Source organism: Curtobacterium sp. ME12 (genome assembly GCF_903970855.1).
GTDB classification, from domain to species: Bacteria; Actinomycetota; Actinomycetes; order Actinomycetales; family Microbacteriaceae; genus Curtobacterium; species Curtobacterium poinsettiae_A.
The window spans coordinates 20,391-39,492 of sequence record NZ_CAJCKD010000022.1; the positions used below are offsets into that span (position 1 = coordinate 20,391).

The 19,102-nt window shown below is 73.0% G+C and carries 24 protein-coding genes; 13 read left to right on the forward strand and 11 right to left on the reverse strand.

Annotated features, from left to right (window positions below):
- The first annotated feature begins 9 nt into the window (after positions 1-9).
- From H7A73_RS11595 to H7A73_RS11605, 3 genes are read left to right on the forward strand one after another with little or no spacing between them, the layout of a single operon-like run.
- Positions 10-1,263, forward strand: coding sequence for a pyridoxal-phosphate-dependent aminotransferase family protein (locus H7A73_RS11595; protein ID WP_110863478.1), 1,254 nt, complete (start codon positions 10-12; stop codon positions 1,261-1,263).
- Entirely contained in the window at positions 1,260-2,519 is a 1,260-nt protein-coding gene (locus H7A73_RS11600) for an allantoate amidohydrolase (RefSeq protein WP_182066092.1), read from the forward strand. The genes H7A73_RS11595 and H7A73_RS11600 overlap by 4 nt, the downstream gene beginning before the upstream one ends.
- Entirely contained in the window at positions 2,516-3,349 is an 834-nt protein-coding gene (locus tag H7A73_RS11605; protein WP_071405077.1) for a MurR/RpiR family transcriptional regulator, read from the forward strand. The genes H7A73_RS11600 and H7A73_RS11605 overlap by 4 nt, the downstream gene beginning before the upstream one ends.
- Here the strand turns inward: H7A73_RS11605 and H7A73_RS11610 are convergent.
- Entirely contained in the window at positions 3,316-3,828 is a 513-nt protein-coding gene (locus H7A73_RS11610) for an SRPBCC family protein (RefSeq protein ID WP_182066093.1), read from the reverse strand. The two genes, H7A73_RS11605 and H7A73_RS11610, sit on opposite strands and share 34 nt — an antisense overlap.
- A 144-nt stretch (positions 3,829-3,972) precedes the next feature.
- Between H7A73_RS11610 and H7A73_RS11615 the strand changes: the two genes are divergently transcribed.
- The 3 genes from H7A73_RS11615 (at position 3,973) to epsC (ending at position 6,789) form a co-directional block, all read left to right on the forward strand.
- The gene (locus tag H7A73_RS11615; RefSeq protein ID WP_182066094.1) at positions 3,973-5,010 is read left to right on the forward strand and encodes a dipeptidase; all 1,038 of its coding nucleotides are present in this window, start codon (positions 3,973-3,975) and stop codon (positions 5,008-5,010) included.
- A gap of 259 nt (positions 5,011-5,269) precedes the next feature.
- Positions 5,270-6,208: a cysteine synthase A gene (cysK, locus tag H7A73_RS11620; RefSeq protein WP_111022171.1), complete on the forward strand. Its 939-nt coding sequence runs from the start codon at positions 5,270-5,272 to the stop codon at positions 6,206-6,208.
- Positions 6,205-6,789, forward strand: a complete 585-nt coding sequence (epsC, locus tag H7A73_RS11625; protein WP_259362860.1) for a serine O-acetyltransferase EpsC — start codon at positions 6,205-6,207, stop codon at positions 6,787-6,789. The genes cysK and epsC overlap by 4 nt, the downstream gene beginning before the upstream one ends.
- Before the next feature lie 156 nt (positions 6,790-6,945).
- On the opposite strand, the gene H7A73_RS11630 is transcribed toward epsC, so the two are convergent.
- Positions 6,946-7,245: an excalibur calcium-binding domain-containing protein gene (locus H7A73_RS11630; protein WP_209049853.1), complete on the reverse strand. Its 300-nt coding sequence runs from the start codon at positions 7,243-7,245 to the stop codon at positions 6,946-6,948.
- A 141-nt stretch (positions 7,246-7,386) separates the two neighbouring features.
- Between H7A73_RS11630 and H7A73_RS11635 the strand changes: the two genes are divergently transcribed.
- Positions 7,387-7,770 carry an MmcQ/YjbR family DNA-binding protein gene (locus H7A73_RS11635; protein WP_182066095.1) on the forward strand — a complete coding sequence of 128 codons (384 nt, stop codon included), beginning with the start codon at positions 7,387-7,389 and terminating at the stop codon, positions 7,768-7,770.
- A gap of 24 nt (positions 7,771-7,794) precedes the next feature.
- Here the strand turns inward: H7A73_RS11635 and H7A73_RS11640 are convergent, their stop codons facing one another.
- Positions 7,795-8,424, reverse strand: coding sequence for an MOSC domain-containing protein (locus H7A73_RS11640; protein ID WP_182066096.1), 630 nt, complete (start codon positions 8,422-8,424; stop codon positions 7,795-7,797).
- 195 nt (positions 8,425-8,619) lie between these two features.
- Between H7A73_RS11640 and H7A73_RS11645 the strand changes: the two genes are divergently transcribed.
- From H7A73_RS11645 to H7A73_RS11660, 4 genes are read left to right on the forward strand one after another with little or no spacing between them, the layout of a single operon-like run.
- Positions 8,620-8,769 (forward strand): hypothetical protein, encoded by a 150-nt coding sequence (locus tag H7A73_RS11645; RefSeq protein WP_182066097.1) that lies wholly within the window; start codon positions 8,620-8,622, stop codon positions 8,767-8,769.
- 9 nt (positions 8,770-8,778) lie between these two features.
- The gene (locus H7A73_RS11650; RefSeq protein WP_182066098.1) at positions 8,779-9,333 is read left to right on the forward strand and encodes an RNA polymerase sigma factor; all 555 of its coding nucleotides are present in this window, start codon (positions 8,779-8,781) and stop codon (positions 9,331-9,333) included.
- Positions 9,330-9,980, forward strand: a complete 651-nt coding sequence (locus tag H7A73_RS11655) for a hypothetical protein (protein WP_182066099.1) — start codon at positions 9,330-9,332, stop codon at positions 9,978-9,980. Before H7A73_RS11650 ends, H7A73_RS11655 begins: the two co-directional genes overlap by 4 nt.
- The gene (locus H7A73_RS11660) at positions 9,977-10,285 is read left to right on the forward strand and encodes a hypothetical protein (protein ID WP_182066100.1); all 309 of its coding nucleotides are present in this window, start codon (positions 9,977-9,979) and stop codon (positions 10,283-10,285) included. Before H7A73_RS11655 ends, H7A73_RS11660 begins: the two co-directional genes overlap by 4 nt.
- 88 nt (positions 10,286-10,373) lie before the next feature.
- Here H7A73_RS11660 and H7A73_RS11665 read toward each other — a convergent pair whose 3' ends face one another.
- The 7 genes from H7A73_RS11665 to coaBC all read right to left on the reverse strand — a co-directional run bounded on the left by H7A73_RS11665 (position 10,374) and on the right by coaBC (position 15,972).
- On the reverse strand, positions 10,374-11,249 hold the full coding sequence (locus H7A73_RS11665; RefSeq protein WP_182066101.1) for a phospholipase: 876 nt from the start codon (positions 11,247-11,249) through the stop codon (positions 10,374-10,376).
- 297 nt (positions 11,250-11,546) lie between these two features.
- On the reverse strand, positions 11,547-12,002 hold the full coding sequence (locus H7A73_RS11670) for a MarR family winged helix-turn-helix transcriptional regulator (RefSeq protein WP_138803909.1): 456 nt from the start codon (positions 12,000-12,002) through the stop codon (positions 11,547-11,549).
- 176 nt (positions 12,003-12,178) lie between these two features.
- A complete protein-coding gene (locus H7A73_RS11675; protein ID WP_182066102.1) occupies positions 12,179-12,829 on the reverse strand; it encodes a GntR family transcriptional regulator in 651 nt (216 codons plus the stop codon).
- Between the two features lie 177 nt (positions 12,830-13,006).
- The gene (locus H7A73_RS11680) at positions 13,007-13,474 is read right to left on the reverse strand and encodes a DUF1810 domain-containing protein (protein ID WP_182066103.1); all 468 of its coding nucleotides are present in this window, start codon (positions 13,472-13,474) and stop codon (positions 13,007-13,009) included.
- On the reverse strand, positions 13,471-14,262 hold the full coding sequence (locus tag H7A73_RS11685) for a YqjF family protein (protein ID WP_182066104.1): 792 nt from the start codon (positions 14,260-14,262) through the stop codon (positions 13,471-13,473). The genes H7A73_RS11680 and H7A73_RS11685 overlap by 4 nt, the downstream gene beginning before the upstream one ends.
- Positions 14,259-14,657, reverse strand: a complete 399-nt coding sequence (locus H7A73_RS11690) for a hypothetical protein (RefSeq protein ID WP_182066105.1) — start codon at positions 14,655-14,657, stop codon at positions 14,259-14,261. Before H7A73_RS11690 ends, H7A73_RS11685 begins: the two co-directional genes overlap by 4 nt.
- A 46-nt stretch (positions 14,658-14,703) precedes the next feature.
- Positions 14,704-15,972 carry a bifunctional phosphopantothenoylcysteine decarboxylase/phosphopantothenate--cysteine ligase CoaBC gene (gene coaBC / locus H7A73_RS11695; RefSeq protein ID WP_182066130.1) on the reverse strand — a complete coding sequence of 423 codons (1,269 nt, stop codon included), beginning with the start codon at positions 15,970-15,972 and terminating at the stop codon, positions 14,704-14,706.
- A gap of 64 nt (positions 15,973-16,036) precedes the next feature.
- Here coaBC and H7A73_RS11700 point away from each other — a divergent pair, with 64 nt between their 5' ends.
- A complete protein-coding gene (locus tag H7A73_RS11700; RefSeq protein WP_182066106.1) occupies positions 16,037-16,828 on the forward strand; it encodes an NRDE family protein in 792 nt (263 codons plus the stop codon).
- Positions 16,829-16,889: 61 nt separating this feature from the next.
- Here H7A73_RS11700 and H7A73_RS11705 read toward each other — a convergent pair whose 3' ends face one another.
- Positions 16,890-17,828, reverse strand: coding sequence for an SDR family oxidoreductase (locus H7A73_RS11705; RefSeq protein WP_182066107.1), 939 nt, complete (start codon positions 17,826-17,828; stop codon positions 16,890-16,892).
- Positions 17,829-17,941: 113 nt separating this feature from the next.
- Here H7A73_RS11705 and H7A73_RS11710 point away from each other — a divergent pair, with 113 nt between their 5' ends.
- Positions 17,942-19,051 (forward strand): LLM class flavin-dependent oxidoreductase, encoded by a 1,110-nt coding sequence (locus tag H7A73_RS11710; protein ID WP_259362861.1) that lies wholly within the window; start codon positions 17,942-17,944, stop codon positions 19,049-19,051.
- Positions 19,052-19,102: the final 51 nt, after the last annotated feature.

Here is a 19,102-nt window from a genome sequence, read left to right on the forward strand (position 1 = left end):
GGAACCACCATGCTCCCAGTGAACCCACCCGCCCGTCTCCTCATGGGGCCCGGTCCGATCGACGCCGACCCGCGCGTGCTCCGCGCACTGTCGACGCCGCTCGTCGGCCAGTACGACCCGTGGATGACCTCGACGATGAACGAGACGCAGGCGCTCTACCGCCGCGTGTTCGGCACCCGCAACGATGCGACGCTGCTCGTGGACGGCACCTCGCGCGCGGGGATCGAAGCGGTGCTGGTGTCGCTGCTCGCCCCGGGGGACCGCGTGCTCGTGCCGGTGTTCGGTCGGTTCGGGCACCTGCTCGCCGAGATCGCAGGCCGTGCCGGGGCCGAGGTCCACACCATCGAGACCGACTGGGGCCAGGTCTTCACACCGTCCGCCATCGAGTCGGCGATCGCCCGCGTCCGTCCGAAGGTGCTGGCGGTCGTGCAGGGCGACACCTCGACCACGATGAACCAGCCGCTCGACGAACTCGGTGCGATCTGCGAGCGGTACGGCGTCCTGCTCTACACCGACGCCACCGCGACGGTCGGCGGCAACCCGCTCGAGGTCGACGCCTGGGGGATCGACGCCGTGAGCGCCGGGCTGCAGAAGTGCCTCGGCGGCCCGTCCGGCAGCGCACCCGTCACGCTGTCGCCCAAGGCCGTGGCCGTGCTCGACGAGCGGCGGAGCGTCGAGGCCGGCATCCGCGAACCCGGTGACGACGTCGCTGACGAACCGATCCGCTCGAACTACCTCGACCTCGCGATGATCCTGGACTACTGGGGCCCCCGCCGGCTGAACCACCACACCGAGGCCGCTTCGATGCTCTACGCCGCGCACGAGTGCGCCCGCATCCTGCTCGAGGAGGGCCGCGACGCCGTCGTCGCCCGCCACGAGACCGCCGGGCGGGCGATGCTCGCCGGGGTGCAGGCCCTCGGGCTCCCGGTCTTCGGTGACGTCGCCCACAAGATGCACAACGTCGTCGCCGTCGAGATCCCGTCCGACGTCGTCGGGGACCAGGTCCGCGGCGCGATGCTCGACGACCACGGGATCGAGATCGGCACCTCGTTCGGGCCGCTGCACGGACGCGTCTGGCGCATCGGCACCATGGGCTACAACGCCCGGAAGGACACCGTCGTCACGACCCTGGCCGCGCTCGAGCACACCCTGCGTCGGGCCGGGCACGCGGTCCCGCACGGCGGTGGTGTCGACGCCGCCCTCGACGTCTTCCGCGACGACACCGCAGCGGTCGCTCCCGCCGGGGCGGAGGTGCTCGCGTGAGCGCCGTGCCCGTCCTGAACGCGACCGCCGTGGGCACCGCCGACGCCGAACTCGTCGCCCGCTGGTGCGACGAGCTCGCCGCCCTCAGCGCCGAACCGGGCCGGATCACCCGCGTCTACCTGTCGCCCGAGCACGCCCGGGCGAACGCCCTCGTCGCGGGCTGGATGCAGGACGCCGGACTGTCCACCTGGCAGGACGCCGCCGGCAACCTGCACGGCCGGGCCGCGGGCGCGACGCCCGACGCCCCCGTGCTGCTGCTCGGCTCGCACCTGGACACCGTGGTGGACGCCGGACGGTACGACGGCGTCGTCGGGGTGCTCATGGCGATCCGCACGGTCGCCCGGCTCACCGCCGACGGTCCGCTGCCCGTCGCGCTCGAGGTCATCGCGTTCTCCGACGAAGAGGGCACGCGCTTCGGCAAGGCCCTGCTCGGGTCGTCCGCGGTGGCCGGGGTCTGGGACGACGCCTGGTGGGACCTGGCCGACGGTGACGGCGTCACGCTCCGGCAGGCCTTCACCGACTTCGGCCTCGACCCGGAGCGCGTCGGCGACGCCGCGGTCGACCCTGCGTCGGTGATCGGCTACCTCGAGGCGCACATCGAGCAGGGGCCGCACCTCGAGCAGGCCGGGCAGGCCCTCGGGGTCGTCACGAGCATCGCGAGCGCCCGCCGGTTCTCGGTCGAGGCCGTGGGAGAGGCCCGGCACGCCGGCGGCACCCCCTACGAGCGCCGGCACGACGCCCTGCTCGCGGCCGCCGAGGCCGCGCTCGCGGTGGAACGGATCTGCCGGGCTTCGCACCAGGTCGGGACGGTCGGCACGATGACCGTCGAACCCGGAGCCGTCAACGTCGTCCCCGGGCTCGCACGGTTCTCCGTCGACCTGCGCGGCGAGTTCGACGACGAGCGGGACGAGGTCTGGGACGAACTCACCAAGGCCTTCACGCTCATCGGTGAACGGCGCGGGGTGAGCGTCACCCCGACCGAGGTGCACCGGGCGCCCGCGGTGTTCTGCTCGCCCCGGCTGATGGACGCCGTCCGCGCCGGGATCGTCTCGACGGGTGAGATCGCGCCGATGGAGCTGTTCTCGCGAGCCGGCCACGACGCGATGTCACTCGGGCTCGTGACCGACGTGGCGATGCTGTTCCTCCGCAACCCCGACGGCATCAGCCACCACCCGGACGAGTTCGTGTCGACGCCGGACATCGCCCTCGGCCTCGATGCCCTGGCCGTCGCCGTCGACCGGGTGGCCCGCGCATGAGCACCGCCGGCCCCGACGTCCGCGCCCGGATCGACTCCGTGTGGGAACAGCTCTCGCCCGCCGAACGACGGGTCGCCGCCATGGTCCGCCACGACCCCGAACTCCTGCTCGTCGGCACCTCCGCCGAACTCGCGGCCGAGTCGGGCACCTCGAAGGCCACCGTCTCGCGACTCGTCCGGTCGCTGGGGTTCCAGGACGCCGCCGAGGTCCGGCAGAACCTGATGTCCGCACGGGGCTCGGGCCTGCCGTGGGTCGCCGAGGACGCCGCCCACGTCGACCAGCGCGCGGTCGAGGCGCGCAACCTCGACGCGGCCTTCGCGTCGCTCGGCCGAGCGGATCGCCCGCGGCTGGCCCGTCGGATCGTCCGTGCCCGCCGCGTGCTCGTCCTCGGTGAGCGCGGCGCGTACCCGATCGCGCTGCAACTGCGGTCCCAGCTGGCGCAGGTGCGGTCCGACGTCCGGGTCGGCCCGTCGCCCGGGCAGCGGCTCGGGGAAGAGGTCGCCGACCTCGACCGGCACGACCTCGTGGTCCTGGTGACCGTGCGTCGGCACACCGCCGGGGTCGAGCGGATCGTCCGGCACTGCGTCGACTCCGGGGCCGACGTCATCGTCCTCGGCGACCCGACGGCCGCGGTCATCGCCGCCCCCGCGGCCACCGCGATCCTCTGCCCGGTCGACTCACCGTCGGCGTTCGACTCGATGGCCGCGCTGTTCGCCGTCGTCGCCGCGATCACGAACGACGTCTACGACGCCTCCGGCCCCGGTGGCCGGGTGCGGGTCGACGCCGTCGCCGCCGCCTACGACACGCTGGGGGAGCTCGCTGCGCCCTGATCGCCGTCGGATCCGGCGCGCAGCTCGGCACGCAGTTCGGCGGCGAGCGAGGCATTGCGGTCGGCGATGAGCCGCGGCATGTACCGGGCCAGCGCGAGCACCTCGGCCAGGCGACCCAGTGGGCCGAGCGGCGCGCGGAACGTGATGGTGTCGACCATGCGCGTGCCGCCGGCCGACGGCTCGAAGCGGTGCTCGTGGTGGAACCGGGCGAACGGCCGCCCACGCACCTGTTCGTCGACGAATAGGTGAGGCGCCTCCAGGGCGGTGATCCTGCTCGTCATCCGCCAGACGATCCCGAAGTGCCGCGCACGCCAGGTGACGGTCTCGCCCAGGCCGATCGTGCCGGCCGTCGTGCCGGCGACGGCGCGTTCGTCGGTCGCGGCCATCGACCGCTCGTGCGCGCCAATGTCGAGCGACAGCGCGAAGGCGCGCTCCGGCGGGACCGGCAGGTCCGTCACGACCCGGAACGAGACGGTCACGACGTCGGCCAGACCGTCGGGGTCGAACGGTCGTCGCCGGCATCCCCGAGGTCGGGGATCGAGAGCACCAGTCGCTCGGTGCGGAGGGTGACGGGTTGCACGGTTCGAGCCTAGCCACGAGGGCGCGGGCGGTAGCGTCGGGGGATGACGTTCGACGCGCTCCCGTTCCCGGTCATCGACGGCCACAACGACCTGCCCTGGGAGCGCCGTGACAGCCACGACTCCGGCGTCGAGGGCATCGACACCGAGACCGACTCACTGCACACCGACATCCCGAAGCTCCGTGCCGGCGGCGTCGTCGGGCAGTTCTGGTCGGTGTTCGTGCCCGCGGACGACCCGGACCCCGTGACGACGACGCTGCAGCAGGTCGACCTCGCACACCGGATCATCGAGCGCTACCCCGACGACCTCGCGCTCGCCCGCACCGCCGCCGAGGTCCGTACCGCCGTCGACTCCGGCCGGATCGCGTCGCTGCTCGGCGCCGAGGGCGGGCACTCGATCGGTGACGACCTCGCGGTCCTCCGCACCCTCGCGCGGCTCGGCGTCCGCTACATGACGCTCACCCACAACGACGACACCCCCTGGGCCGACTCCGCGACCGGAGAACGGGCACACGGCGGCCTGACCGACCGCGGGCGGCAGGTCGTCGCCGAGATGGAGCGGATCGGCATGCTCGTCGACCTCTCCCACACCGCACCGGCCACCATGCGGGACACGCTCGACGTGGCGACCCGGCCCGTCGTGTTCAGCCACTCGTCGACCGTCACGATCGACGACCACCCGCGGAACGTGCCTGACGACGTCCTCGCCCGGTTGGCCGACAACGGCGGCGTCGTGATGATCACCTTCGTGCCGAAGTTCGTGTCGCGCGCGTGGGCGGACTGGGAGGAGTCGGGGATGTCCGGCGAACCGCCCCTGGTCACGGTGTCGGACGTCGCCGACCACGTCGAGCACGCCCGTGACGTCGCCGGTGTCGCGCACCTCGGCCTCGGCGGTGACTACGACGGCACCCCGGTGCTGCCGCCGGACCTGCGGGACGTGTCGCGGTACCCGGTGCTCGCGGCGGAGCTCGTCCGGCGCGGCTGGGGTGAGTCGGACCTGCGGGCGTTGGCCGGAGGCAACGTGCTGCGGGTTCTGGAGGCGACCGACGAGCGGTTCGCCCGGACGGCGTTCGTGCGCTGACGCGGTGGGGCGAACGCCTCGGAGGCGACTCTCCTCGGCGCCGGTCGTCCTCACCCCCGCGACAGCGACAGAATCCCGTCGATCTTCCGCGGGTGTCTGTCGCTCTCGCAGTCCGGGAACCGGGTCTGGAGGCGCGACTCGCGTCCGAGCGCATGCGCCGTCACGGACAGGACCGACCGGGGTCCGGTCGCTAGGATCGGGCGCACACCGCGCCTCCAGGAAGAGCGATGCGCGACCTGAGCTGCGAAGGACGGACCGGATGAGCGGCACCATCTACGAGAACATCTCCCAGGCGTTCGGCAACACCCCCCTCGTCAAGCTGAACCGGCTGCCGAAGGCAGGCGGGGCCGAGGTGCTCGCGAAGCTCGAGTTCTACAACCCGGGCGCCAGCGTCAAGGACCGTCTCGGCGTCGCGATCATCGACGCGGCCGAGGCCTCCGGCGCGCTGCAGCCCGGTGGCACCATCGTCGAGGGCTCGTCCGGGAACACCGGCATCGCCCTCGCGCTGGTCGGTGCCGCCCGTGGGTACCGGGTCGTCATCACCATGCCCGAGACCATGAGCGTCGAGCGCCGCGCGGTCATCCGCGCGTACGGGGCCGAGATCGTCCTGACCCCCGGGCCCGAGGGCATGAAGGGTGCGGTCGCGAAGGCCGAGTCGATCGTCGCGGAGACCCCCGGCGCGATCCTCGCCCACCAGTTCGAGACGGCCGCGAACGCCGAGATCCACCGGAAGACCACGGCGGAGGAGATCCTCCGCGACACCGAGGAGCACGTCGACGTGTTCGTCGCGGGCGTCGGCACCGGCGGCACGATCACCGGTGTCGGGCAGGTGCTCAAGGAGCGCGTGCCCGGCGTGCAGATCGTCGCCGTCGAGCCGAAGGACTCGCCCCTGCTCACCGAGGGCAAGGCCGGTCCGCACAAGATCCAGGGCATCGGCGCGAACTTCGTGCCCGAGGTCCTCGACCAGAGCGTCATCGACGAGGTGTTCGACGTCGAGCTCGACGACGCGCTGCGCGTTGCCCGTGCCCTGGCGACGCAGGAGGGCATCCTGTCGGGCATCTCGTCCGGCGCGATCATCCACGCGGCCCTCGAGATCGCCGCTCGCCCCGAGAACGCCGGCAAGCGGATCGTCGCCATCGTGTGCGACACGGGAGAGCGCTACCTGTCGACGGTGCTCTTCGAGGGGCTCACTGCGTGAGTCGTCCCCTCCGACGAGGCGTGCTGCGGACCATCCGGGAGGACCTGTCCGCAGCACGCCGCGGTGACCCCGCTGCCCGGGGCGACCTGGAGAACGCGATCGTCTACTCGGGTCTGCACGCCATCTGGACCTACCGCCTGACCCATCGCCTCTGGAACGCGCAGGGGCTGCCCGGGTCCCGGTTCGCGGCCCGCCTGCTCGGGCAGATCGCACGGTCCGTCACCGGCATCGAGATCCACCCCGGCGCGCGCATCGGCCGTCGGTTCTTCATCGACCACGGCATGGGTGTCGTCATCGGGGAGACCGCGGTCATCGGCGACGACGTGCTCGTGTTCCACGGCGTCACCCTGGGCGGACGCGGCGGAGACCACGGCCCTGGAGCCCGACGGCACCCGGTGGTGGGGGACCGCGTGGTGCTCGGCGCCGGGTCGTCCTTGATCGGGGCGATCACGATCGGTCCGGACTCCGTCGTCGGCGCCAACACGGTCGTCACGAAGGACGTGCCGGCGGGGTCGGTCGTCACGGGCGTCGCCGGGACTCCGCGTCCCCGTTCCGGGCACGAGGGCGTCCCGACGCTCTGAGCATCCCGCGCCGCTCCGCGCCGCGGGCGCACGCCGGGGCGTGCCGGGGCACGCTGGGCACGCAAAACACCGGTGTTCGCGCATCGCACCCCGGCGTGCGGGTGTGCAGGACGCGAACACCGGTGTCGTGCCGGTGTCACCGAGCGAGTGGGAGCGTCAGCTCTTCTCGCAGGCGATGCCGTCCTTGTCGCGGTCGAGCTTGGTGTTCGCCTTGTACAGGGCGTCGTCCTTCTTCACCGTGCCCTTGAGCGCACGGTAGGTGGTCTTGCCGCCGGAGACGACCTTGTTCTTCGTGACGGACTTCTTGGCGATGCCACCGGAGTACACCTTGTGCACCGCGGTGCAGTTGGCGTAGGACTTCGGCGCGGCCTGCGCGGTCGAGGTCCCGCCGACGACGACGGTGGTCGCGAGGACGGCGGTGGCGGCGGCGATGCCGAGGGTACGGATGATGCGCACGGGTTCCCCCTGGAACTGGTGGTGATCGCACGAGCGACCGCCGCGTCGGGTGCGCGGCGTGGTGATCCTACGACGTGATCGTCACGCACGACCTGCCCCCGAACGGGGTGCGCTGTCGGCGGCCTGCGGCATCCTGGTCGCATGGACGGCGAGCAGCTGCACGAGATCGCGAGCCGCACGGCGCTCGCGCTGCCGGCGGCCGTCGAGACCCAGCCGTTCGGCGAGGGCTCGGTGGTCTACAAGGTCGTCGGCAAGATGTTCGTGATGGTGACCGAGGTGCGTGGGACCCCGATCGTGAACCTCAAGTGCGCGCCGCCGCACGGGGCAGCGCTGGTGCGCGACCACGACGAGATCACGCCCGGGTGGCACATGAACAAGCGGCACTGGATCACGCTGACGCCGGGTGTCGGCATCGACGAGACCCTGGTCGAGGACCTCGTGGTGAACGCCTACGACCTGGTGGTCGCAGGGCTGCCCGCGGCGAAGCGTCCGCTCGACCCGTCGAGGGGCGTGCTGCCGGGCTGATCGGGCTCGGCAGGCTCGTCGGCATCAGACTCGCGCGGCGACCTTCGACAGGTCCTGGACGACCTTCGGTGCCAGCCGTTCCCCCGACTCGAGCACGGCCCGCGCACGATCGGGCGCCAGGTCGCCGAAGATCTCGCCGATCGTCACCCCGTGTTCCGGCCGGTGCGTCACCTCGACGGGGTCACCCGCGGCGACCGAACCGGACTTGACCACCCGCAGGTACGCCCCGGGCCGCCCTTCGTCGGCGAACCGCTTCACCCACCCGTCGATGCCCATGCGCCGGGCGAAGGTGCCGCAGGGTGTCCGGGGGACGGTCACCTCGAGCACGAGGGTGTCGCCGATCCGCCAGCGTTCCCCGGTGATGGCCCCGGTGACGTCGATGCCGCTGGTGCGGAGGTTCTCGCCGAACAGGCCGGGCGGGACCTCGCGGTCGAGCAGGTCGGCGAAGTACGCGGCGTCCTCGTCGGCGTAGGCGTACACGGCCTGGTCCACACCACCGTGGTACTTGCGGTTCGCCTGCACGTCGGCGCGCAGGCCGAGCGGCCGGACCCGGACGCTCCCGGTGACCGGGCGCTTGTCGATGGCGGTGACGCCGATGATGCCGGAGTCCGGCAGCAGGCGGTCGACGCGGCAGACGGCGGTGACGAGCGACATGGAGGCAAGTCTGGCGCACCGGGGTCGGTGCGCCGGACCCCGACCGGTAGCTGGTGCTGACGGCGGGGCCACCCTCGCGACCACGGTGATCGGACCCGGAGCGCACCGGGACCGTCCGGGTCGCCTCTCGACGTCCTGTGTGACGAAACCGGTGCGACCCACGTCCCATCGTCGACCACACCACGAGGAGTCGACATGACCCGCACCGTCGCAGTCCCCAGGAACGCCCCCGCGCACGTGCTCGCCCTGGCGCGGGTCCGGTCGCTCACCGCCCGGCCGGTCGGACCGCTCAAGGTCGTTCCGGATCACCGGCGCACCCAGCCGTTCTCCATCCACCACCAGTAGAAGGAACGCGTGCACCACCAGTCCCTCGCCGAGCTCGACGACGCGGTCCTCGCCGGCCGGTCGTCCGACGGCGACGTCCGGGCCTTCGAGGTCCTGATCCGTCGCCACACCCCGCTGCTCCGCGCCTACGCCCGTCGGACCCTCGGTTCCACCGACGAACTCGACGACGTCGTACAGGAGACCTTCATCACCGCGTGGGACCGCCTCGACTCCCTCGAGGACCTCGCGCGCGTGAAGTCGTGGTTGATGCGCATCCTGAGCCGGAAGTGCCTCGACCGGATCCGCGCGCGGCGCGTCCACGACGACGTCACCGAGCTCGAGGTCGCCGCGCCGGCAGATGACGCACCCGACCGGGTCGCCGAGGCGCGCTCGCGCGAGGACGCGGCCGAGCGTGCGCTGGCCGAACTGCCCGAAGCCCAACGACGGTGCTGGATCATGAAGGAGGTGCTCGAGTACCGGTACGACGAGATCGCCGCCGAACTCGACCTGCCGCCCTCGACGGTCCGGGGACTGCTGTCCCGAGCGAGGAAGAACATGATCCGACTCATGGAGGGATGGCGATGACCGACCACGACGGCATCCGGCCGGACCTGCCCGACAGCCCCGAAGCACTCGACGCCCTCGAACCCGGTGACCTGGACGGCCACTCGATCGACGAGCTCACCGACTACCTCGACGCCGGCATGCAGCCGGCGGACCCGAGCATCGACGACTCGCCCGCTTGCCAGAACGCCCTGGCCGCGATCATCCGCGTCCGGCACGCGTCGCTGCGCTCGCTCGAGGCGGCCGCACGCGACGAGGCCCCGGCCGACGAGTCCTGGATCAGCGGCGTCCTGGCGAACATCTCGATCGAGTCCCGCTCCGGGCGCGACGTCCCCCTCCGCCCCCAGTCCGAGACCGAGCGCCCCGTGATGACCGAGGGCGCTATCCGTTCCCTCATCCGGCGCACCGGTGACGAGGTCCCCGGCGTGCTCGTGGCCCGCTGCCACCTCGACGGTGACGTCACCGAACTCGCGTCCCCGATCCGGGTCGTCGTCGAGATCGCGATCGCGTCCGGCCCGTCGATCCCCGCGACCGCCGAGTTGGTCCGCGCCGCCGTGGCCGGCACCCTGGCCGAGCAGACCGACCTGCTCGTCGAGGCGATCGACGTCGTCGTCCGCGACCTGTTGCCGGACCCCGAGCCCGGCACCGACCCCGAGGGGGCCCGATGAGCACCACCGAGGAGACCCTCGCCGAGATCGAGGCCGCCGTCCTCGAGGTCCCCGGGGTCACTGACCTGTACCGCTCCCGACCGACGGTCGCGAGCGCCGTGCAGGCGGTCCGCAGCATCGCCACGAGCACCGGACCGCTCCGGATCGTCGTCGACGACGACGCCCTGCGCGTCGTCATCGGCACGGACGGCTTCCGCCCGGCCCCCGAGGTCGCGCGCGCCGTCCACGACGTCGCCCTGGCGACCGCCGCGGCACGCGGCCTGGCGCTCAGCCGCGTCGACGTGCGCGTCGCGCGGGTGGGCTGACCGCGACCACGAAACGGACGGGAGGCCCGTGGCGGATCCGCCACGGGCCTCCCGTCCGTCTGCCGGTCGCCGTCGCGACCCGCGCCGATCAGTAGAAGTTGTTCGCCTGCGAGTGCGCCCACGCCGCGCACGGGGTGCCGTACGCCGAGCTGATGTACTGCAGGCCCCAGGTGATCTGCGTGGTGGCGTTGGTGCGCCAGTCCGCGGCGATCGTGGCCATCTTCGAGCCGGGGAGCGCCTGCGGGATGCCGGTCGCGCCGCCGTTCGCGTTGACGGCCTGGTAGTTCCAGCCCGACTCCTTGGTCCACAGGTTGTCGAGGCACTGGAACTGGTCGGCACCCCAGCCGTACTCCGACGACGCGAGCGAGCTCGCCGTGGCCTTGGCACCGGCGACGGTGTTGCCGGCGGCGAGCTTCCGAGCCGCCTCGGCGGCCTCGGCGGCCGCCTGCCGCTCGGCTGCGGCCTTCGCTGCGGCCGCGGCCTTCGCGTCGACGTCCCGCTTGTCCTGCGTGGCGCTGGCCTGCGCGACGTCGGTGGCCGACGCGACCGTCGTCGAGATCCGGTTCGTCAGCGCAGCGCCGGACAGGTCCGGGTAGTCGCTCAGGGCGTCGACGCGCTGTTCGAGTGCCGAGGTGTCGACCTTGTCGTTCGCGGTCTGCATGACGGTCTTCGCCGTGGTGATCGTGGCGGCGGCCTGGGCACGGTCGAGCGCGGTGCCGCGCAGGGCGGGCTCCGCGGTCGCCGAGGCGCTCGCGGTGCCGGTCGGCATGCCGAGGGCTTCGCCGATGGCGGGCTGCGTGCCGACGGTCAGGGCGCCTCCGGCGACGGCGAGGACCGCCGCTCCGCCGGCGATCAGCGTCGCGCGGTGCCGCAGGGCCCGGCGCATCCGGCGGGTGGGGGTGTTCAGGGCCTCACGTCGGGTCGGGGCGGTGGTGGTGGTGGGGAGCTCAGGGGTGTGTCGCATCGGTTCCGCGGGTCGGCGGCTCGGTGGGGGAAGGACTCGTGCTCGCGCGACCGAGGCCGTGCTGGCACGTCGGAGGCTGACGGTGTCGGTGACACCGTCGGCGACGACGAGGAGTCCTCGAGCCGGTGAGGACCGGACGGTGGTGTGGGGCCCGTCCGTCCGCCGGGGCAGCCGTGGGGTGGCCGCGGTCAGGCGGAGCCGACACCATGACCGGTCAGACTGGGCAGCGCATCCAGGAACGCTGGCAGAACGGTCCGTCCACCGGTTGGTAACGGTTCGGTAACGGTCGATCGGCGACTAGAAGGTGTGAGGTTCCTGGGCGTGCTCGCCCTGCGCGACACGCTCGAGCGCCGCCAGGGCCCCGGCGATCGCCTGGACGTCCGACTCGTCGAGCTCGGCGATGAGACCGGCGACGATCCCGGTGCGGTTCGCGCGGGCCTGCTCGACCGCCTCGATGCCCTCCGGCGTGGCCGTCACCATGAACGCCCGGCCGTCGCGCGGGTCTGCCTCGCGCTGGATGAAGCCGCGCTGCTCGAGCTCGGTCAGGATGCGCGTCATCGTGGGCTTCGTCACCACCTCGATCCGCGACAGGTCGCCGGGGCGCAGGGGTCCGTGCCGCTGGATCGACGCGAGCGCCGACACGATGCCGTACCCGAGCGAGGCCGAGTCGGTGCGGGCCCGTCGGTTGATCCGACCGACGGCGGCGGCCAGGCGTGCGGCGACCTCGGTACGGTCCGTCGGGCGGGGGTTCATGTGCTGCTCCGGGTGCCTGGTTCAGGTGGTCGCCAGCGATGCTATCGGTCCGCGCGGCCCCGGGACTGGGAGCGTCACGCGCGTGGTCGGGTCACCGCCCGGAAGGCCCGTCAGACGTCGCCCGCCCGCCTCGCGTCAGCGAGACGGGCGGTTCCTGTACGCGGGTACAGGTGGACTCAGTGCTTCTCGCCGGGCAGCTGGTGGATCGCCTCGGTCGCGAGCTCGGCCGCGACGTTGTCGCCGGACTCGGTCGCCGCCCGGAGGCGCCGGAAGTCCTCGGTCATCCGGTCCCAGTCGACCAGCTCGTCGAGGTTCGGCAGGCGCAACCGGAACGCCAGGCCGTCCATGGTGTCGCGGCAGACACGCTGCAGGTTCTCGTTGCCGCACTCGGCGACGTACAGGGCGAAGACGTCGAGGGCGTCGTGGTTGACGGCGGCGACCTCGTGCGCCTCGAGCTCGGTGATCGTCTTGTCGAGCTGCGCGAGGATCTTCTTCCGGGCCGCCGAACCGAGGCGCGGGACCGCGAGTCGGACCACGCCACCGAACAGCACGCCGAGGGTCTGCATCGCCTCGATGACCTCGGCGGGGTCCGGCGTGGTGACGCGGGTGTACCGGTTCGGTGCCATCTCGATCAGGCCGGCGCGCGACAGCTGGCTCAGGGCCTCGCGGATGGGTGTCCGGGAGACGCCGAGCCAGGCGATGAGCTCGTCGTCGTTCAGTCGTTCGCCGGGCAGGAGCGTGCCGTCCATGATCGCGTCGTGGATCTTGTGGCGGACGGTGTCACGGAGCAGCTGGTGCTCGGTCGGGGCGCTGCGGGGGACCGGCATGCGTTCTCCTTCGGGGGCGGTGGCGTCGGGACGCCGGGCGAACGGGCACGGTCGGCATCGCTCGTGCTCGCATCACCGTACCTGATATGACAACGGCGTTCCGATCGGCTCAGCGCGTGTCAGTGTCGACGTTCAGATGCCGGTGACACGCGCCGCGCGTTGCGTGCGTCGCGTGCGTCACTCGCGTCCCGAGCGCTCGCCGAGCAGGCGGAGCGTGGCCGGGTCCTCGGTGCCCTCGTACCAGCGGTCGAGCACGGCGACGAACGGTCGCCGGTCGGCTGCGATCCGGGCGAAGAGCGTCATCGACGACCGGAGCTTCACCGCGTCGACGCCCCCGAGCAGGGCGTCGGCGGAGCGGGCGGGGGCTGCCGCCACGACCTCGGTGGCCGTGAGCAGTCGGGACCCGAGCACCGGGTGTGCCAGGTAGGCACGGGCTTCGTCCGCGCCGGTGATCGCGTAGCGCACGGCCGTGGCGCTCCGCCCCAGGCCGGCGAGCTGCGGGAACACGAACCACATCCAGTGCGACGACTTCCGGCCGCGGCGGAGTTCGTCGAGCGCGACGTCGTGCACGCCCTGCTGGGCCCGGACGAAGCGGTCGAGGTCGAACGGGTCGTCGGCCGGTGCGTGGGGCCGTGCGTCCGTCACCGGACCACCCCGCCCCAGCCGTACCGGACGGTCGTGCCGTCGACCACGAGCAGCGAGTCCGGGGCCCGGTCGAACAACCCCGGCATGCCGACGGCGTCGGGAAGGTCGCCCTCGAGTCGGTCGAGCGTGGCCGAACGGGTGGTGAGCACCGGGTGCTGCCGCTGCCAGAACAGGGTCTGCGCCAGGTACCGCGCGTGGATGCCGGCTCGGGTGGTGAGCTCGGCGGCCAGCGGTGTGTCGACGACCTCGCCGGCGGTCACCCGCACCGAAGCCGCGTGCTTCGGCCGCGCCGCACCGGTCGGGCGTTCCTGCCGGAGCGACCGCGCCCACCGCACCGGGTGCAGCGCGCGGGCCGGGTGCCGGACGGACCGGTGCGCCACCGCGTCGCCGCGGCGACGGGAACGTGCGTGCGCGAACGTGTACGGCACACCGAGCAGTGCGTGCGCGGCCACGATGGCGGGCACGTTCGCGGTGTCGACCGTGCGGTAGGTCACCCCGCGACGTCCCTGGTCGTCCACCGTGAGCACCTCGATCGTGACCTCGGTCATGGTGCCGAGCCGCCCGGCGGACGGGAACGGCGGCACCCGGGTCTCCCGGAACACGTACGCCGACAGTCCCACCCAGGCGCTGCCGTCGACGACGTCCGGACGGGTTCCACGGGGGACGAGCCGCTGCAGCGACGCCGGGTCGTGCCGCCAGTGCGCGAACACGATGTCCTCCCAGGCGTGCTGGGTGACCGGTCGGTGCAGCAACGGCACCGCCGCGCGGGTCCACGACGGCTGGGTCACGGCTTCGGTGCGTGCCGACCGACGCGCACGCCCCACAGCACCAACGGGGCCTGCAGCGGGAGCCGCAGCACCGAGACCAGCCGCATCGCCCGGCTCGAGCGAGGGTGGTCGAGCAGGTCGTTCGCCATCTTCACGTTGGCCGGGAACACCGCGGCGAACAGCGCCGCGGCGGCCCACCCCGAGGCACGGCGGGTCGCGGGGAACGCGAGCCCGGCGGCGATGCCGAGCTCGGCCACGCCGGAGGCCAGCGTGGTCAGCCGCGGGGGCAGCGCGTCGGGCACGATCCGGTCGTACCCGCGGGGGCGCAGGAAGTGCGTGACACCGGCCGTGCCGAGGATCACCGCCAGGAGGGTGGCCGTGCGGTTCGCACGTCGGACCCGTTCACGTCGTCGCATGCGCCCCATCGTGCTCGCCGGTCCTCGGAACCAGGTCAGTGCCGGTTCACGTGAGGGCGGTCGCGACGAGGTCGAGGACCGCCGTCGCCACCTCGGCCTTCGTGCCGGAGGTCTCGCGGACCACCTCGCCACCGGGCACCAGGACCTCGATCGCGTTCTCCTCGCGCTCGAAGCCGGCCGACCAGCCGACGTGGTTCACGACGAGCAGGTCCGCGGGCTTCCGGCTGATCTTGGCGCGCCCGAGCTCGATCCGCGCGTCGCGGTCGGGTTCGGTCTCGGCGGCGAACCCGACGATGATCTGCCCCGTCCGACGTGCCGCCACGAGGTCGGCGAGCACGTCCGGGTTCCGCACCAGCTCGAGCGTCATGCGCTCGCCCTGCGCGTCCTTCTTGAGCTTCTCGGTGCGCACCTCGGCCGGACGGTAGTCGGCGACGGCGGCGGTCATCACGACGACGTCGGCTGCTGCTGCGGCGGTGTGCACGGCCTCGGCGAGTTCGAGCGCCGACCCGACGGGCACCAGGGTCGCGTCCAGCCCGGCGGTCAACGAGCCCTCCACGTTCGCGGCGACGAGGGTCACGGACGCACCCCGACGGACCGCGTCGGCGGCGATCGCGATGCCCTGCCGGCCGCTCGAGCGGTTGCCGACGAACCGCACCGGGTCGAAGGGCTCGCGGGTGCCGCCCGCGCTGACGACGACGCGGACGCCCGCGAGGTCGCCCAGCTCACCGCGGGCCCCGGTGCTGGCCGCGGCGCCGGTGTCCGCACTGCGGCGGCCGGCCGGTGCGGGGTGCTGGTCGAGCACGGCGAGCGCGGCGGCGACGATGTCCTCGGGCTCCGCCATCCGACCGATACCCGCGTCGTCGCCGGTGAGTGCACCGACGACCGGGCCGACCATGTGGACGCCGCGGTCGCGCAGCGTGGCGACGTTCGCACGGGTCGCGGGGTGCTCCCACATCTGCGGGTGCATCGCGGGGGCGACCACGACTGGTGCCTCGGTGGCGAGCAGCGTCGTGCCGAGCAGGTCGCTCGCCAGGCCGTGCGCCATCCGGGCCAGCGAGTCCGCGGTGGCGGGTGCGATGACGACCAGGTCCGCCCGGCGACCGAGCGCGACGTGGCGCACCTCGGCGACGTCGTCCCACACGCTCGTGGTGACGGGGTTGCGGCTGAGGGCCTCGAGCGTCGGCAGTCCGACGAAGCGCAGGGCGCCCTCGGTCGGGACGACGTGCACGTCGTGCCCGCGCTTGACGAGGTCGCGGACGACCCCGACGGCCTTGTAGGCGGCGATGCCCCCGGTGATCCCCACGATGACGGTCAGGGCGCGCTCTGCTGCTGCGTTCACCTGGCTCACGCTACCGGGGCCACGTGCGAGGATCGACGGCATGTGCACCGTCGTCGTCCGCGTCGACCCCGGGGCCGCGTGGCCCGTCACCGTGCTCGCCCTGCGGGACGAGTCGCCCGAACGTCCGTGGGACCCGCCCGCTGCCTGGTGGCCGGACCGGGACCCGGACCTCCGTGGTGTCCGTGACCGGTCCGCCGGTGGTGCGTGGCTCGCCGCGTCCGACCGAGCTGGCCTGGCCGTGGTGCTCAACCGCGCCGAACCCGTGACGAGCGTCGACGGCACGTGGACGACCCGTGGCGTGGTGCCGGTGGACGCCGTCGCCGACGACCTGCTGCCCGGACACGACGGCACCCTGCCGACGACGCGGGCCTTCAACCTGGTGCGCGCCACGGCCGAGGGCGCCTCGGTGCTGACCTGGGACGGCGAACAGGTCCGTACCACCGACCTGGGCCCCGGCGTCCACATGGTCACGCACGGTGCGGCCGACGATCCCGCGGCGCCGCGCATCGGTCGGTGGCTCGAGGCCTTCCGTGCCGTCGATGCCCCGTCCGGCCCGCCGGTGCTCGGCCCGTTCGACGAACTCCGCACCGTGGACGCCGGTGGCGACGCCGGGGACGGCTGGGGCGGCTGGTTCGGCGTGCTGGCGGAGTCCGCAGCGCTGCCGAGCGACCACCCCGATGCGATCCTCCGCGACGTGCACGAGGCCGAGGGCCACATGACGACCCTGTCGATCGTCGCCGCGGCGATCGCGCCGGGCCGCACCGTCCTGCAGCACGCCCGCCTGACCGAACCCGGTCGGCTGGACGGGTCGGTGGAGCTGCACCGCGCCTGACGCTGGCCACGCGACGGAGCCGCCCCGGGCCTCCCGGCCGCGCCCCGCGCCCGCGTCCCGGCTAGAGCGGCGGGCGCGTCCCGGTGAGGTCCTCCGCGACGGCCCAGAGGGAGCGGGCGAGGTCGGCGCTCCGCGCGGACCCGGGGATCGACACGGTGGTGGTCGGCCCGGTCATGCCGAACGGACCGGAGGGGCCGTAGTACGCGCCGCCGACGGCGTTCGGCCCGACTGCCGCGTACAGCAGCGGCTCGGTGCCCTGCTCGACGGCCTGGGTGAAGGGCAGCGCGCGGTTGCTCGACCGTACCGGCTTCGACCGACCGAGCGATCGTCCCGCGGCCTGCAGGTTGGTCCGCGTGTAGCCGGGGTGTGCGGCGGTGCTGACCAGGGGCACGTCGGCCTCGACCGTCAGGCGGTGCAGGTGCAGTGCGAGGAGCAGGTCGGCGAGCTTCGACTGCGCGTAGGCGCGCCAACCGTTGTAGCCGCGCTCCCACTGCAGGTCGGCGAAGCGGATCCGACCGGGGATCGCGGCGAGGCTCGACATGGTGACGACCCGCGGAGCCTGGGCCACAGGGCCGTCGGCGAGGGGCGCTCGGGCGCGCAGCAGCGACGGCAGCAGCAGGTTCGTCAGGGCGAACGGGCCGAGGAAGTTCGTGCCGAACTGCAGCTCGAAGCCGTCGACGGTCTCGAAGCGCTCCGGCGGGGCCATCACACCGGCGTTGTTGACGAGGACGTCGATCGGACGTTCCTCGTCGACGATGCCGCTGGCGAAGCGTCGGACGCTCGCCAGGTCGGCGAGGTCGAGTTCGCGGACCTCCACGTCGGCTGCGGGGTGGGCGGCCCGGATGCCGGCGGCTGCGGTCTCGCCCTTCTCGGTGCTGCGGACGGCGAGCACGACGCTGGCGCCGGCTCCGGCGAGGCGCAGGGCGGCCTCCCGTCCGGTGCCGCTGTTGGACCCGGTGACGACGATGCGGCGTCCGGTCTGGTCGGGAAGGTTCGGCATGCGGGTGACCGTACTCGTCCGGGCTGGTCGACCCTGGCCGCCGACCCCGTGCGTGCTCGTCGCCGTCGTGCTATGTTTATGCAAACGCATGGAAGTGCGACCAGGAGGACACCATGAGCAACGCATTCGGCACCGATCGTCCCTCGGACGTCCCGCCGCCCGCACCCGAGCGGATCGGGCCGCTGCAGCTCGGCCTTGACACCTTCGGTGACGTCACCGAGCGCGCCGACGGCAGCCTGCAGTCCGACGCGCAGAGCATCCGCGACGTCGTCGACCAGGCCGTCCTCGCCGACCAGGTCGGCGTCGACTTCATCGGCGTCGGGGAACACCACCGCGCCGACTTCGTCGTGAGCGCCCCCGAGGTCGTCCTCGCCGCGATCGCCGCCCGCACCGAGCGCATCCGGATGGGCTCGGCGGTCACCGTGCTGTCCTCCGACGACCCCGTCCGTGTCTACGAGCGCTTCGCAACCGTCGACGCCCTGTCGAACGGTCGCGCCGAGGTCATCCTGGGTCGTGGCTCCTTCACCGAGTCGTTCCCCCTGTTCGGCTACGAGCTGAGCGACTACGAGGTCCTGTTCGAGGAGAAGCTCCAGCTCTGGGCGGCCCTGCGCGGCGGCGACGCCGTCACCTGGTCCGGCACGAAGCGCGCGGGTCTGGTCGACCAGGACGTCTTCCCGAAGCTCGAGCACGGCGCCATCCCGACGTGGATCGGCGTCGGCGGCTCGCCGCAGTCGGTCATCCGTGCCGCGTCGTACGGCCTCCCGCTGTTCCTCGCCATCATCGGCGGACAGCCGGCCCAGTTCGCCCCGTTCTCCCGCCTGTACCGCCAGGCCCTCGCGCAGCTCGACCTGCCGCAGCAGCCCATCGCGATGCACTCGCCCGGCTTCGTGGCGGCCACCGACGAAGAGGCCGCCGAGCGCTACTGGCCCTACCACAAGGCCGTCACCGACCAGCTCGGCCGGGAGCGCGGCTGGCCACCCCTCGACGTCGCCGGGTACCGCGCTAGCCTGTCGGCCGGTGGGTCGCTCTACGTCGGGTCGCCGGAGACCGTCGCCCGCAAGGTCGCACGCAACATGCGGATCCTCGGCGCCTCGCGCTTCGACATGCGGTACGCCACGGGTCGCCTGCCGCACGCCGACATGATGCGCTCGATCGAGCTCTACGGCACCGAGGTCGCACCCCGCGTGCGCGAGCTGCTGGCGCAGCCCGTCCCCGTCGCCTGACGGACGCGGGTCCGGGTCCGGGTCCGGTCCGGTCCGCAAAACACCGGTGTT